This is a genomic window from Leptospira abararensis (genome assembly GCF_016918735.1).
GTDB lineage: Bacteria > Spirochaetota > Leptospiria > Leptospirales > Leptospiraceae > Leptospira_A > Leptospira_A abararensis.
The window spans coordinates 226023-241305 of record NZ_JAFFPR010000060.1 but is presented as its reverse complement, the minus strand read 5'-3'; the positions used below and the strand labels follow the sequence as shown (position 1 = coordinate 241305).

Annotated in this window: 10 protein-coding genes; 4 read left to right on the top strand and 6 right to left on the bottom strand. The window is 39.2% G+C overall.

The window, feature by feature from the left end:
- Positions 1-15: 15 nt before the first annotated feature.
- The 6 genes from JWG40_RS18390 to JWG40_RS18365 all read right to left on the bottom strand — a co-directional run bounded on the left by JWG40_RS18390 (position 16) and on the right by JWG40_RS18365 (position 8744).
- On the bottom strand, positions 16-1713 hold the full coding sequence (locus tag JWG40_RS18390; RefSeq protein WP_205287214.1) for a hypothetical protein: 1698 nt from the start codon (positions 1711-1713) through the stop codon (positions 16-18).
- On the bottom strand, positions 1700-4519 hold the full coding sequence (gene polA / locus JWG40_RS18385; protein ID WP_205287213.1) for a DNA polymerase I: 2820 nt from the start codon (positions 4517-4519) through the stop codon (positions 1700-1702). The genes JWG40_RS18390 and polA overlap by 14 nt, the downstream gene beginning before the upstream one ends.
- Positions 4516-5622 (bottom strand): glycosyltransferase, encoded by a 1107-nt coding sequence (locus JWG40_RS18380; RefSeq protein WP_205287212.1) that lies wholly within the window; start codon positions 5620-5622, stop codon positions 4516-4518. Before JWG40_RS18380 ends, polA begins: the two co-directional genes overlap by 4 nt.
- Position 5623: 1 nt before the next feature.
- Complete coding sequence (locus JWG40_RS18375) at positions 5624-6226, bottom strand: ATP-binding protein (RefSeq protein WP_232369487.1); 603 nt, start codon at positions 6224-6226, stop codon at positions 5624-5626.
- Positions 6227-6324: 98 nt separating this feature from the next.
- Positions 6325-7875: a glutamate--tRNA ligase gene (gene gltX / locus JWG40_RS18370; RefSeq protein WP_205287211.1), complete on the bottom strand. Its 1551-nt coding sequence runs from the start codon at positions 7873-7875 to the stop codon at positions 6325-6327.
- Positions 7872-8744 (bottom strand): hypothetical protein, encoded by an 873-nt coding sequence (locus JWG40_RS18365; protein WP_232369486.1) that lies wholly within the window; start codon positions 8742-8744, stop codon positions 7872-7874. The genes gltX and JWG40_RS18365 overlap by 4 nt, the downstream gene beginning before the upstream one ends.
- An 80-nt stretch (positions 8745-8824) precedes the next feature.
- Here JWG40_RS18365 and JWG40_RS18360 point away from each other — a divergent pair, with 80 nt between their 5' ends.
- From JWG40_RS18360 to JWG40_RS18345, 4 genes are all read left to right on the top strand, one after another.
- Positions 8825-10195, top strand: a complete 1371-nt coding sequence (locus JWG40_RS18360) for a DNA gyrase subunit A (protein ID WP_205287210.1) — start codon at positions 8825-8827, stop codon at positions 10193-10195.
- A gap of 6 nt (positions 10196-10201) precedes the next feature.
- Entirely contained in the window at positions 10202-12328 is a 2127-nt protein-coding gene (locus tag JWG40_RS18355; RefSeq protein WP_205287209.1) for a toprim domain-containing protein, read from the top strand.
- A 144-nt stretch (positions 12329-12472) separates the two neighbouring features.
- The gene (locus tag JWG40_RS18350; RefSeq protein WP_205287208.1) at positions 12473-14365 is read left to right on the top strand and encodes a serine hydrolase domain-containing protein; all 1893 of its coding nucleotides are present in this window, start codon (positions 12473-12475) and stop codon (positions 14363-14365) included.
- Between the two features lie 115 nt (positions 14366-14480).
- The gene (locus JWG40_RS18345; RefSeq protein ID WP_205287207.1) at positions 14481-15278 is read left to right on the top strand and encodes an Lp29 family lipoprotein; all 798 of its coding nucleotides are present in this window, start codon (positions 14481-14483) and stop codon (positions 15276-15278) included.
- Positions 15279-15283: the final 5 nt, after the last annotated feature.

Sequence of the window (15283 nt, the reverse complement as noted above, 5' to 3'; positions counted from 1 at the left end):
AAAATGTTTGAATCATTAGAAACAGTTTTGTTCCGTTCTGTTTTTGAAATTTAGTGCCAGGGATGGATTGTAAACTATTGTTAGATGATTGATCGTTTTCTCTGCTTTTATTGCTAAGTATCCTTTAAGGGAACATGGTTTTATCGATTCCTCATTTGTCGAAAAATTCGAATGAAATTTTTGATTAATAACAAGGGTTTGCTTTTTTTGTAATATTTTGAATTGAAACTCGTCCGGTTTCCAGGATTCCGGTTCTATCTTCTTACCCGTCTCAAGAATATAGAATTCACCTCTATAGTCTGTATCTCCTATCGTTTGATTCGTAAAATAGAAAGTTATATTTTCATAAATATCATTCGTCGATAGGTTCGCTTGTAGGGCTGGCAACATTTTTGAATCAGCCCCGTAATCGGGAACGGTAGAAACAGCGATTGGATAGTGATTTTGATTTTGAATGGAAACTTCTGGCAAAGGAAGAACAAAGATTTCTGAAAGAAACTTTGTGTTCATTTTCCTTGCCTCTTGGGCATGAAGTAGTAAACAAAGTATAGTGATAACACCGAGTATTGTATGAAATTTTTGGGGAACCTGGTTCCAAAGATTTTGAAACCCAACCGCCAAACACCAAACATATAAAAAAACCACACTAAGACTCCATCTGGGATAGACTCGTTCTAAGGAATAAATAGGTAGGAGTTCTAAGATTGCTGCAGGTGAAAAGGTGGAAGTATTTCCTGCCATCAACCACAAAACAAGTAAAAGAAGGAAGAGAACGGAAACCATTTTTCTTTTTGTAAAGAATAGCAAAGGCGAGAGAAATAATGGCAACTGGCCTAGATAGTTTCCATACTCCCAATACCGGTATTGCATTTGTGATAGAGGTTTGGCGAGTAGTGGATGTTGGGAAGAACCGAAAAAAATTGGATAGTAGTCTTTCCAATGTAAATGGTGGTAATCTCCCACAAAATATCTACCCACGGAATGGATGAATTGGTACATCGGAAACCATTTGATGGCGAGAATGCCTAATACAAAGAGTGAGAGTTTTGCAAATCGGTTGATTGCCCCTATAGGAGAATCAGAAAGATACACTTCTCTAATGACCATAAAGAATACAAGGAATGCTGTTTGGGAAAGGGGGTAGATGCTTCCTTCGGATAACAAAATATAGGTGATTGTTGTAACTAATATCGCGATTCCCCAATTTTGTTTTTTAGTAAAACTAAGAATGTAATATACAAGAGCCGGTAAAAATAGTCCAGGGATTTGGTTTAAGTGGCCGGCATAGAATTTTTGAAATACAAATCCAGAAAATTGAAATACCAATGTGAAAAGTAACGAAGCCAAAACATTTGATTTTGTATAAAACCGGAAGGAGTGAAAATTGAGAATTCCAGATAAGATAAAGTAAAATAGAAAACTAATCTTTAGTGCGGTGAGTGTGGGAAAAAAAAGAACAAATAGATGGGTGAAACTCGCCACCTTACTTGTTGGGTTTTCCCAGACAGGAAACCCAGCACCATAATACGGATTCCATAATGGGAAGATGGTACCAAATTCTAAGAAGGACTTTCTTAAGAATTCGACATGGAAACTATACATATCCCAGTCGAATCGACCATAGAGGTTATCGTTTAAGAATAGATCCTTCGTGTTCCAAAGATAAAATAGAAAAAAGAGAAAAAGTAAGGCAAAAGGCCTAATGCGCTTCATCCCAGTTACCGCCAAACTTCCCTTGGGCGACAATGGGAACTTTTAATTTCATTGCAGATTCCATTTCTTCTTTGGCCATTTGGTAGAATTCTTTTTTTTCTTTTGGATCTACTTCAAATACTAGTTCATCATGGACTTGGAGGATGAGTTTGGAACGAAATGATTCTTTTTTGATTTTCTTTTGGATCTGAATCATTGCTAACTTTATCATATCCGCAGAAGTTCCTTGGATGGGTGAATTGATGGCGACACGTTTGGCAGCTTCACTGGCCATTTTATGTTTGGAATGGATATCGGGAAGGTAACGCCGACGACCAAGTAGTGTTTCCACATAGCCGTGTTCTTTACAAAACTCAACGATTTCTTCCATATAAGTTCCCACACCCGTATAGGTGGCAAAATACTTTTCGATGAATTCTTTAGCTTCTTTACGACTAATCCTTAAGTTGTTGGAAAGTCCAAATGAAGTGACTCCATAAATCACAGAAAAGTTAACCACCTTTGCTTTATTTCGCATATCGGGAGTTACTTGGTCTTCTGGGATCCCAAAAAGGCCGGCTGCGGTTCGTTTGTGGATATCGGCTCCCGATTTGTAAGCGTCCATCATTTGCGGGTCATTGGCAAAGTGGGCCATGATTCGGAGTTCAATTTGGCTATAGTCTAGGGATAGGATTTCGAATCCTTTTTTGGCAATAAATCCTTTTCTGAGTAACCTTCCTTCTTCATCTTTGATCGGGATGTTTTGTAAGTTGGGGTTTGTTGAGGACAATCTGCCTGTGGCGGCAATGGTTTGGTTGTAACTTGTATGGATTCGACCCGTTTTGGGATTGATGAGTGTGGGGAGAGTGTCCGTATAAGTGGATTTGAGTTTGGAAAATTTTCTGATCTCTAACAAATGATCAATGATGGGGTGAGTTCCTTGGAGAGATTCCAAAACAGAATGGTCTGTGGAGTATCCCGTTTGTGTTTTTTTCTCAGCAGGAAGACGTAAGTCTTCGAATAGAACGGTTTGTAGTTCTTTCGTTGAGTTGATGTTAAATGGTCTTCCGGCAAAGAAATGAATGTTCTTTTCGTGTTCTTTGATTTTAGTTTCAAAGATTTTGGAAAGGGATTCGAAGTATCCTGGTTCTACGGCAATTCCTTCAAATTCCATATCCGCCAGTGTCAAAAGAACTGGCATTTCAATATCAAAAAATAATTTTTTATGAATACCTTCGTCCATTTTTGGTGCGAGCACATTACAAAGTTGTAAGGTGATGTCAGCATCTTCGCAGGCATATTCGGAAACTTTTTCAGGGTCTATATCGTATAGGTTTTGTTTTTTTTTGCCCGTGCCAACTAACTCTTCGTAAGTGATGGTTTTGTAATCCAAATAATCGACGGCCATATCGTCCATATTGTGACGACGTTCTCCTGGATTCAAAAGATAAGAGGCAAGCATGGTATCAAAGTAAATTCCCGCAAGTTCCAGACCGTAATTTCGAAGCACTAATAAATCATATTTGATGTTTTGCCCGATTTTTTTCCACTTGGGATCGGTTAACATTGGTTTTAAAACTACTAGTCCTTCTTCGGGTGTTGGAAGGAGGTGGCTATAAATAGATTCTGGATGTGAGAAAGCGATATAATAACCAACACCAGGTTCCTGAGAAAAAGAAACACCTAACAACTCAGCAAGCATGGGATCAGAAGATGTGGTTTCTGTGTCCACAGAGATTGGTTTTTTCGGATCGAGTTTGCTAACGATTTTTTTCAAATCGTCTAAAGTTTGGATTCGTTTGTAGTTCTTTTTAGATACCGCAGAACCTTTGTTTGGTTTTGATTCGGTTTTTTCGTTGGTTGAATCTTCTGCAGTTTTTTTTCCTTTTTTTCCAGTTGTTGGTTCGGAACTGACTTCTTTGTTATCCCCATCGCTGGTGATGGGAATTCCCGCTTGTTTGGCAAGGTCACGGTGGAGGACATTGTATCCTTCATCTTTAAAGTATTGTACTTTGGCCGGATCATAATAATTCGGAATTTTTAAATCATTCTTTTTGATATCTAGTTTGAGGTTGGTGACAATGGTAGCGAGTTTTCGAGATAAAAAAGCGTTCTCTTTGTCCGCCGCTAGTTTATCGATAAGGGATTTGTTTTTGACTTGGTCTAGTTTTTTATAAATGGTTTCTAAGTTTCCAAATTCTTGGATGAGTTTAGCCGCCCCTTTTTCACCCACACCTTTGACACCGGGGATGTTGTCGGAGGCATCACCGAGAAGCGCCATATAATCGGTCACTTGTTCTTTGGTGATTCCAATATTTTCTTCTACCCACTTGGGATCGATTTTTTCAAATTCGGAAACACCCCGTTTCCCACGTAACATATGTATGTTTTTATCGAGAACTTGGTATAGGTCTTTGTCACTCGAGAGGATGATGATTTCTTCAAAGTCTTTCGCAAATTTTTTACACAATGAACCGATGATATCATCTGCTTCAATTCCATCCATTTTGTACATGGGGAATTCTAATGCCTTTAACATCTCATAGATTTTGTGGATCTGTGGTTTTAGATCCTCAGGCATTGGTTTTCTATGCGCTTTGTAGTCCTCATACAAATCATTTCTTTCGAGTCTTGTGCCCGGGTCGAATGTGAAGGCAATATGAGATACCTTTTCATCTTGCAAGAGTTTGAATAACATCCTCCAGAATCCAAAGATGGCACCACTAGGAAGTCCCGTTTTGGAATTGGTGAGGTTGGATGCAGCAAAAGCAAAATAGGCTCGGAAAGCCAAGGCATGGCCGTCAATGATGAGTAGTCTTCCGCTCATGTTCCCTCTCCGTACAAACTATCTCCTAAAAAGGAATAATAGATTAGTTTTGTTTTTTCAACTGTTTTGGTGACAGAAAATCGTTTGACCGAGGTTTTGTTGAACGTTCCGAACTTGGTTCGTAATTCTTCGGAGCCAACCAGTTTGTCCAAACCTAACGCAATATTCTCTGCATCTCCCACAGAACATACGTAAGCACCTTCGTTATGGTCTAACATTTCCCCAATTCCACCACCATTGGTGGCAACAATCGGAAGTCCTGAGGCCATCGCATCTAAAACAGAAGTTCCAAGGCCTTCTTCTTTGGAGGTGAGTGTGAAGATATTAAATAAAGAAAGTAGGGCGGGGATGTCTTTACGATAACCAGTAAAAATTACTTTTTCGGTGATTCCTAATTGTTCCGCTTGGGTTTTGAGTTTGTTTTCAAGTTTCCCTTCACCTACGATCATTAGGCGAAAGTCAGCACCCGTTCTCATCTTTGCTATTGCGTTGAGTAATGTTTCTTGGTCTTTGTGATCCACAAGAGCTGCCACATTCCCAATCACAATGCATTTTTTGGGAATATGAAATTCTTCTTTTAAGTATTCATGAGGGACGGATTTAGAAAATCTTTTTAAATCAATTCCCGAATAAACTGTGATGATTCTTTCTGGAGCAATTTTACTTTCCATCATCACTTCTTTGATCTTTTGCGAAACGGGCAAGTAATAGTCGTTTGCTAGATGTTGGTACTTCCATCTAGAAAAGAAACTGGATTTCGGTTTGAAGTCTACCCTGCGAGATACAATGAGAGGAATATTTAAGTGATTTCTTTTGGAAAGAAGAGCCAATGTATGTGCATGAGCCGTATGAGTGTGGATGAGTTTTACATTTTTAGAAATACAGAGAGATCGAATATTCTTATATGCCTTTCTATCCCATTCTCCACGCATTTCGATGGGAACAAATTCATATCCATTCTCTTTGCATTTGGTTTCTAAAGGAGATCCAGGTTGGCCTACAATCATTTGTGGGATTTTGAAAGTGGTTAGTCCTTGGACTAAATAATAAAGCTGTTGTTCTCCACCGCGCCATTCGCGGGAAGTATTGATATGAAGGATCAAATTATAAGTGTTTGGAACGGTCGTATTCGAGAGCGATGATGGAGCCCATAACTTTGAACCCCGCCGGAGCTTCGTCTACCATTCCTTCTCCGTGAAACATTACTTTAACGGAGTCCATCATGGCATTGATAATTTTCAATCCTTTTCCCATGTTCTTATGTTTTTGGCCTGAACCATTATAAGGGAGGGTGTCCGGTTTTTTACTTTGGTGATTTTTGATATGGTCGAGAAAGGTACTAAAACATTGTGATTGGTTTGCCTTAAGCAGGTCTTTGTCTGTGTCGGGAAGAGATCCTTCTTCCGACAGTCCTGATCCATAATCCAAAATATAAAGGGTGAATTTGGAAGAATCAATCCGCCACCGACAAATGATGGTTTCGTCACAGTGACAAGAAACATTGGCACTCACCGCATTGGTAAGCGCTTCGTCAGCGGCTAATTCAATATGCATGATATTATCAGCACTAAAACCATTGTCTTCTAGGGTGCGTTTGAGTTCAGTTCGGAAATGCCTGACAGAGGACATATCGGGAGGTAGGAACATCGCATACGATCCTGCGGAGGGAGTTAACAAATACGGTAAAACTTCTGATGGTGCTGTCAATGGCCGCCTTGTCCCCCTCTCCTATTTATATTACACGAAAGAGAGGGAGAAAAAAAGTCAAAAAACCTTTAAATCGGAAGGGGAGGGGAAAAAATTTCCTAAACCGTAATCCCTAAGGCCAAAGCTAGCTGTTCCATCCGTTTGACGAGCTTCTCTTGGCCGAGAAGGCTAAAGAGGATGGGCAGTTCTAGCCCGTGAGATTTTCCCGTAGTAATGGCACGAATGGGCATAAAGAGAGTTCTTCCCTTTTCTCCAGTCGTTTCCCCCGCCTTTGTCATGGCTTCCTTGTATTCGTCGGGAGTCACTAAGGCATGGGCTTTGACATATTGATAAAAAGCAGAAACCACCGCCTTGCCGTTTCCTTCCAAAACCAATTGTTTGGCCTCATCATTTTCGAATTGGAGATTCTCTAAAAAGAATTCTTCGATATAGGGTGGGGCTTGGATTAGGCGATCCAAATACACACGAACGGAATCCAAAATGGAAAGGAGTTGCGGATTGGTTCCCGACTTAAAGGCTTCCGGGATTTGGCAATCTTTTAGGAATGGTTCGAGTTCCTTTCCTAAAGTTTCAATGTTTACATCGCGAATGTATTTATTCGACATCCAATTGAGTTTTGATTTAGGATTTAAGTATTCGGCAAGACCAAGAAGGGATAACTTATTGAAATCAACAGTTTCCTTTTCTTCTTCTTTCAATTTTTTAAATACATCGAAGGTAGCAGGGGATTTGGAGCAGCGTTCCACATCAAAGACGGAACAAAGCTCTTCGTCACTCATGTATTCTTTCCCATCGGGAGAAGTCCAACCGAGTAGGGCCATATAATTACGCATGGTATCACTGGAATAACCGAGATCACGAAATGCAAGAACCGATGTGGCACCCGCACGTTTGGATAGTTTTTTCCCATCGGTTCCTACAATTTCGCTAGCATGAGCAAAACGAGGCAGCGGAAAACCAAAGGCTTCAAAGATCAATATTTGGCGCGGTGTGTTGGAAAGATGCCCCACTCCCCGAATCACATGTGTGATTTTCATAAGTGCATCATCGATCACCACAGCATAGTTATACGAAGGAAATCCATCCGATTTGACTATGATAAAGTCACCAATGAGTTTGGATTCAAACTTTACCTTTCCTTGGATCATATCATCAACGATCACAATTTTATGAGGAGTTTTGAATCTTACTGTGAAAGGAATTTTGTTATCGATTTGGGATTGGATTTCCGTTTCTGTTAGATCAGAACATTTCCCATCATAAATATAAGGAATTCCCATGGCATCAGCTTGTTTCTTTTTGCCGTCTAGTTCCTCTGCGGAACAAAAACAACGATAAGCTTTCTTTTCTGAAATCAGTTTGTCAGTGTATTCTTTATAGATAGGAATTCTTTCGGACTGAGTGTACGGGCCATTGGGACCACCCACTCCAGGACCTTCATCCCACTCCATTCCGAGCCACTTTAAAGATTCTAAAATGATTTTGAAGGATGCTTCTGTGGACCGGTCTTGGTCCGTGTCTTCGATACGAAGTAAAAACTTTCCTTTTTTTGCTTTTGCGTATAAATAATTAAATAGGGCAGTTCTTGCTCCTCCAACGTGGAGAAATCCTGATGGGGATGGGGCAAAACGAGTACGAACTTCTGTCATTTCATTTCCTCTTTGAGTAAAAAATCTCCGATCCGCTTATAACCAAAAGGTTCTTTTGTTTTGGTAGTCAGTCCATTGGCGTAAGGCGGGACAAAAAAAACTTGTGTATCATTTTCTTTATAGATCGGTTTAAAAAATAGTTTGTCAGATTCTGTTTCATTGTATTCATAACGAAGTTGTAAATAGTCGTAATGATTGGAAACATGTTCCGATTGGATTGTATTGTTTGATTGTTTGGTAAAAACAGTGGAAGATGCGAAAAATTCCATACTTCCCAAACTATGGGACCAGCGGCTATCCCCACCAACTGTAGATCGAATTCCTTCCTCAAGGAGTGATCCTGTATCACCACCTAATTCGAATATGTCGAACTCTTCGATTTGAGTTTTGTTTTCAATGACGTTTGTTTTATTTTCTAATAGTGAGGTGAGTGTGGAACCTTTTGTTTCTGAAACGTAGGCGCTTGTATAAACAAAGAGAATTCGTTTTTCGGATTCTTCTTTTTTGAATTTTCCCACTTTTCTGTTCCAAATGATCTTATAAGATTCAAAAGGTTCGTTTCCAAATTCTGACTTTATTTTCGATAAAAAAAGACTATCGTAAGCAAGGAAACTGAGCTCAATTTTCTCTGCATATCCACTAGATTTTCCAGGTTCCCATTCAATAAAGCGGAAGTGAGAGGACCCTTCTTTGAAGAAGGATGGGTTCATTTTCCGGGGAGATTTTAAATAGAGAATCGATGCGGGAATTTCTGAAATTGGATCTCTTGTGATGAGTGATTTCAGGTTCTGGCAGTTGGATCCAGAAAAAAAAATCAAGATACAAAAAAGCCAATAGAATCGGGAGTATTCTTGAGTTTCTGGGGACATAGATCAGTGTGTATCGCCAGTCTAAAAAGGGAAAACCGCTTGACAAGTCAATTCACCCCATCCCTGTGTCATTTGGAACCATGAAGAACGAAGAACAGTATCCGAAACGCCCCTTTGAAGACCAAGTGAATGATGACCAAAGGAAATACTCTCGTTATGTATGTGATTCGAGAGCCATTCCGCAAGAAATTGATGGTCTAAAGCCTGTTCAACGAAGAATACTTTGGGCGATGTGGAACTCGGACGCAAGAAACCGTCACACAAAGACAGTAAAAGTAGCCGGCCTTGCGATGGGATACCATCCTCACGGGGATCGTTCCATCCAAGATGCCCTTTCTCAAATGGCACAAGACTTTGCTTTTGCGAATAACTATCCACTCGTTCATGGAGAAGGAACCTTTGGTGATGTTTTGGATCCTAATGCGATCGCCTCTCCTCGGTATACAGAAGTAAAACTTTCTGACTTTGCCAAGGATTTAGGATTCTTTGAAAGTTTGCCGGACATTGATTATGTCAAAAACTACGATGAAACAGAAGACGAACCCATTCACTTTGTGGGAAAAGTTCCCGTTGTCCTTTTAAACAACATCCAAGGAATTGCAACGGGATTTCGTTGTTTCATCCCTGCTCACAAACTAAGTGATGTAATTGATTCCCAAGTCACTTATCTCAAAACGGGAAAACCAAAGAAAGTCACTCCGTGGTACAAAGGGTACGGTGGAGAAGTGAAATTGTCTAAAAATGACAATGGTAACACTGTCATGTCCACCACATTTGGTTTCAAAAAAGAAGATGGGAAGTTGTTTCTTGTTGATTCACCCATGAATTGGAACCGTGAAAAAGTAGTTAATTATTTAGATGATTTGATTGAAAGAAAAGACAACTGGCTAAAAGACTATGTGGATCATTCCAGCCAAACCTTTAAAATTGAGCTCATTGCCAAAAAAGGCGAAGAACCTTCCGAAAAAGAAATCAAAGAACTTTTTACTAAAGAAAACAACGAAGTCCTTACTATCAACGTTATCACTCACGAAGGAAAACTTCGTAACTTTGTACCTGAAGAAATCATCAAACGATTTTGTGATTTTAGAAAAACTCATCTCATTCGTCGTTTTAAACGATTGGCGGGTTTGGAAAAAGAAAAGATTGATAGGAACTCAGAACTCATTCGGTTCATTAAAGAAAAATGGAACGAAAAAGTAACAGGGATTAAATCCAAAAAAGAATTTGAAGATAAACTAAGAGCTGCTAAGTTCATTTACTTCGAATGGTTGAGTTCCATTCCTGTATACCGAATGACTTTGGAAGAAGTTCGTAAATGTGAAGATGCCATCGTAGAAGCAAAAACCAAATACACTGAGTATACTGCATTACAAAAAGATGATAAAAAACTCACCGGTTTTATGACCGATGAACTTGATGAACTGAAGAAAAAATGGGATCCGAAATAAATACATATGGCTCAAAAAACTGAAAAAACCTCAGGGAATTCGCGAAATTTTAAGAAATTATCGAATGTAGAACACGTTCGGATGCGAACCGGAATGTGGCTTGGGCAAAACTCTTTGTCCACATTCGAACAACATTTTTTTACTAAAGATAGTGCTGGTACATACGACATTGTGCACGAAGAACTTTCAGACATTCCTGCCAAACTCAAATGTTTGGATGAAGCTTGTATGAACTGCGTGGATGAGTATAGAAAGAACTTAAACGACAAATCCATCCCAGAAAAAGACAAAATGAATAAACTCATCATCCAATTGTCTACAGATCGCAAACGGGTTACCATTCAAGACAATGGTCGTGGGATTCCTGCTGACAATGCGGAAGGTGTTTATCTTCACTTGATGTATGGAGAAAACTTTGATGATAAAGTCAAAGAAGACCATGTGGCAGGACAAAATGGAGTTGGTATATCTCTTGTTCGTATGGTCTCTTCGTTTTTTAGAGTGAAGACCATCAATGGTGGTAAAGCTTATAAAAAAATGTTTAGTATCCATGATGATGTTAAAAAAACCATTAGAGGTTTTAAACTTTCGAAAGAAGATACAGAACGTGTTTATTTGTATTATGATGAACATGGAACTTTTGCTGATTGCCCTCTTTTATCGGCAGACCAAATCAAACAACTAAAAGCTCCGTGTGATAAAGCGGGAATGACTGCTGTTGTAGAAACTGCTAAAAAAGAAGATCACGGAACCACAGTTGAGTTTGAATTAAACCCAGCCTATTTTAATAATCTGGATACTTCGTTTAATATTAATTTGGTGAAACAATACCTGCAAGACATTGCGATGTCTAACCCTGGTTTGGAAGTAGTATTTATCCACAAAACTGGAAAGGAAAAGTATAAATTCAAAAAAGGTTTTGATGAGATTTTTAGTAATTCCGAGATGGTTTACTATAAATTGGATTATGCGGATAAAACTTCTGCTTCTCAAATCCATATGGACACCTATGTGGTTGTGGGCCAAAACAAAACCCTCACTTGGGTGAACTCGATTTTCTGTCCACAAGGTGGTTCGGCCATTGAGTATTTGGAAAACAGGTTATGTGATGAGGTTCGTAAAAAATCGCAAATTGTGAGTTTAGAAAAGAAACTCAATACACAATGTACACGTAACGATGTTAGAAGTTGTTTCCACATGTATGTGAACCTTCGTATCCTCAATCCCCGTTTTAAATCACAAGATAAATCCTATCTCATCAATGATTTGAATGATGATATCCGAAAGTCGGTCGACAAACATTTGGACAAACTTTTAAAGAAAACGGGTTTGATCGAAGAAATTAAGATGGTGATGGAGCGTAGAACCCAGCTAAAACAGCTTGAGGACGCGCAGAAAGGCCTCCGTAAGGCGTCTCGGAACAATATCCCTAAGCTTATGCCTCCGACAGGCAAACCAAACGATCCAGGCCGAATTCTATTTGTGGCGGAAGGGGACTCGGCGATTGCGGGTTTACGTCCGGCAAGAAATCCAAAATTACATGGTCTTTTTCCTTTGCGAGGGAAACCACTAAACTGTAAGGGAATGTCTCTCGCAAAAGCTCTCCAAAACGAAGAGATGAAAAACATCGTTGCGATCGTAGGTCTTCCACTCGACCAAAAAGTGAAGTCCATCGATGAATTGCATTACGATCGTATCAGTATCATCACAGATGCGGATTTTGATGGTTATGCGATTCGTTCTCTTATGTTGTCTTTTTTCTATGAGTATTGGCCGGAACTTTTTGATTTAGGTTTTATTAATATTTCTGCAGCACCACTATACGAAGTGGATGTGAAGTGGAAGGATGCCAAAAAAGAAACTGTCTTCTGTATCGATGACTCCGACTACGATAAGTTAGTGGCACGTGTCAACAAACAAGGTGCAGAAATCACTCGTAAAAAACGAAATAAGGGACTCGGAGAAACAGGTAAGGAAGCCATGAAGTATGCGGTGGATCATTGTATGACTACCATTACTGTGGGAAACAAAAAGACTGCCAAAAACACCCAAGACCTTTGGTTTCACAAAGACTATGCAGAAAAACGTCGCGAAGCGATTTCTGAATACTCTATGAGTGTCATCCAAGACTAAATTTTACAAATTAGGCATTCGGTGTTAGATGCCGAATTGCCATTGGCTCTTTTTTTAGTAGCGATCACTCCTCATTTCATAGGTTTCGTGAGTTCTTTGTTTTATGGACTTGCAGTAGATTTATGATTCTATTTTTTTAGGGGAATGAAATCCAAAGGCTCGCGCCAAAAAACTAAGCCTTCGATGAAGGCAAAAGCGAAGGAAAAGGAAGATTCACTCCTCTCCTTAAAATCATTGCCATTCTTTTTTCCCCTTCCTCCTTTTTCGAATCGCAAATCAAAATCCTTTTTCCTTTTTTTAAACATTCTAATTTTACTCCAATGTTCTTCTTTGCAAGAAAAACCGAAAGAGGTTTATCATAATAACATTGATGCTACTGAGAAGGTGATTCAATCCAAAATAGAAGAATTGCAAAACTCTGGAATTCAATCTTTGTCATATATGTATTTGTTAGGTGATGGTAAAATCAAATCAGGAAAACTAGGAGGGGAGAAGTCCGATCCGATCCAAAGGTTTAAAATTGGAAGTATCACCAAACTATTTACAGGAATTGCCCTTTTGCAATTGCAGGATAAAGGCAAACTGAAGTTAGATGATCTTGTTTCCCGTTACATCCCGGAAATCAAAGAGATGCAAAAAATGGAGCCAAACCTTAGAGAGATCACAATCCGAGATATCCTGACCCATAGCTCGGGTCTTCCCTCTGATTTAGCTTCTGGTTTTTTTATTTCACCTGAGGCAAATGATACGGAAGTTTTGGATTCGTTTCGCGCTCTTCCCAAACAACTTAGCCAGATAGAAAGAAAGGAACCGAACAAAGTCCATTCTTATTCCAATTTTGGTTTTGGTCTTTTGGGAACAGTGATTGAACGAGTCTCTGGGTTGGGAATCGAAGATTACTTTCAAAAAGAAATATTTTCCAAAGCAGGGATGAAACATTCCACCTTACTTGAGTTTCATGAAGGATCGGAACTAGTTCCAGGTTACCAGGGATTTTTTTGGAAAACAAAAACGAGTCGTCCTCTCATTCGAGATATAACTGCAGGCTCTCTTTCTACTACCGGGGAAGATATGGGGCTCTTTATGAAATCTTTTTTTTTGAGTAAAAAAAACAAAGGCTTACTTTCCAAAGAAAGTTTTGCGGAGTTCCATCGCATCCAAACTGGTCCTACATCTAATTTTGAAATGAAACTGGGTCTTCCTGTTTTACTTACAGAGATGCGAGCTTTGGGAAAACCGGTTTGGATCTCCGGGCATTCGGGTTCTTTACCACCTTACTTCGCTGATTTGGTGTATGAAGAAGAAACGGAAACTGCGAGTTTCCTTGCCGGGAATACATTGGGTTTGGGAACAGGGGCCATCCAACCAACGAACAAAGAAATTTTGGATCTTATTTATGAATACAAAACTGGTTCGCAATTAGAATCTCCACCTCTGCCGGAACGTAAAGAACAAAACCGGTTGGATGGATATTTGGGGCTCTATGTATCTCCTTTTGGGGTTCATGAGTTAAAGCAGGAAAAAACGCCTCAGCTAGAAATCATGGGACTTAACTTTGATTTAGTGGAACGAGAGAACCGGTTTGGTGCCGACTTACGTTTGTTTTTTGGCCTTGTTCCAGTAAAAGATCCAACCATCGAAAGTTTTCGGATCGAATTTGAAACCTGGGAAGGGGAAAAAGTTTTTACCCTCTATTCTCGAGAAGTTGCGAAAGGAAGTATTGGTTTTGCCCTTCTTTTCCAACCGGACCAAAAGTTACCGGACAAGTCTTACTTCACCACTTACCAAACGAACGATCCTTATTCTCTTATTCCTCAAGTGGAACTTAAAAAAGACAAACGTGGTTTTTTAGCCTCTACCGTTACTTACTCGCTAGGTGGTATGGAAAATACTGTCACCTTGCCTCTTAAAATGGAATCACCTACAAGTCTTAGGATTTTGGGATTTGGTCGGAATTTAGGGGAACGGATGGATCTAAAAACAATCGATGGAAAACCAAGGTTGGTTTATTCGGGGATTGAATTTTTTGGAGATTAGTTTATAGTTATCGCTGCCTACTTTCCGAAAACCTTTTGTTAGAAGAAGAAATATTGATAGATTCATCCGATAATAAATGATGGGTAATGTTAGTGGATAAAATATGAAATTGAATATGAATCAAAAGATTTACCTTGTTTTTCTCCTCCTGCTTATGATGAATTGTAGTCGTTACGTTTACGAGACAAGTTATACGATTCGCCCCGAAAATCAAAAAAAAGTCGATGAACATTGGGAAGAGTTGGTTACAAAGAAAACAGCACCTAAAATTGCTTTGTTCGGTTTCCATACCTACCGAGTGGCAAGTAAAGATAGTAGCCTTCTCACAAAAGAAACGTATGCGGAAGTAGATTATCAATCCCAAACGTATAAGTTTTTTAAAAATGGGAAATATATTGATCAGGCCATTACTGATAAAATTATACCCGTAGATGCTTCGGATGTCAAAAGATTTGTAATTGAATACTTGAGGGTTACAGAAGCCTCTGGTAAAAGCGAAATCGAGAAAATCCTTGTGCCTGCTAAGGGGAAAAAAGATAAATTCGCACTTCGCAAAATAGATGCAGATTATATCGTAATGGCTGTACATTTGCCTTATTATCATGAAAGAACCAAATCAGCGATCAATGCCATTACTGGTTTTTTCGGGATAATCACATTAGGGCTCGTTCCCATATATGAAGAATCAAAAGCAGAAACTTTTTTTATTGTCTTTGATAAAAATTTAAAATACCAAAACAGTTTTTATTATAGCAGGCCTTATACGATTGTTTCAGCAATTTGGATGTGGCCTAATGAGGGATTACAAACCTTTTTTACCCAGGATGAGGTTCCCCCGGCGAATGCTTACAAGATCCATGTGGAAGAATTTGAAAGAGAAATGTTATACCAACTAACATTGAAAGTAAAATAAATAAA

Bases quoted from the DNA above. Each gene is read 5' to 3' on its own strand.
- JWG40_RS18390 (WP_205287214.1), bottom strand. From the start codon at position 1,713: ATGAAGCGCATTAGGCCTTTTGCCTTACTTTTTCTCTTTTTTCTATTT.
- polA (WP_205287213.1), bottom strand. From the start codon at position 4,519: ATGAGCGGAAGACTACTCATCATTGACGGCCATGCCTTGGCTTTCCGA.
- gltX (WP_205287211.1), bottom strand. From the start codon at position 7,875: ATGACAGAAGTTCGTACTCGTTTTGCCCCATCCCCATCAGGATTTCTC.
- JWG40_RS18365 (WP_232369486.1), bottom strand. From the start codon at position 8,744: ATGTCCCCAGAAACTCAAGAATACTCCCGATTCTATTGGCTTTTTTGT.
- JWG40_RS18360 (WP_205287210.1), top strand. From the start codon at position 8,825: ATGAAGAACGAAGAACAGTATCCGAAACGCCCCTTTGAAGACCAAGTG.
- JWG40_RS18355 (WP_205287209.1), top strand. From the start codon at position 10,202: ATGGCTCAAAAAACTGAAAAAACCTCAGGGAATTCGCGAAATTTTAAG.
- JWG40_RS18350 (WP_205287208.1), top strand. From the start codon at position 12,473: ATGAAATCCAAAGGCTCGCGCCAAAAAACTAAGCCTTCGATGAAGGCA.
- JWG40_RS18345 (WP_205287207.1), top strand. From the start codon at position 14,481: ATGAATCAAAAGATTTACCTTGTTTTTCTCCTCCTGCTTATGATGAAT.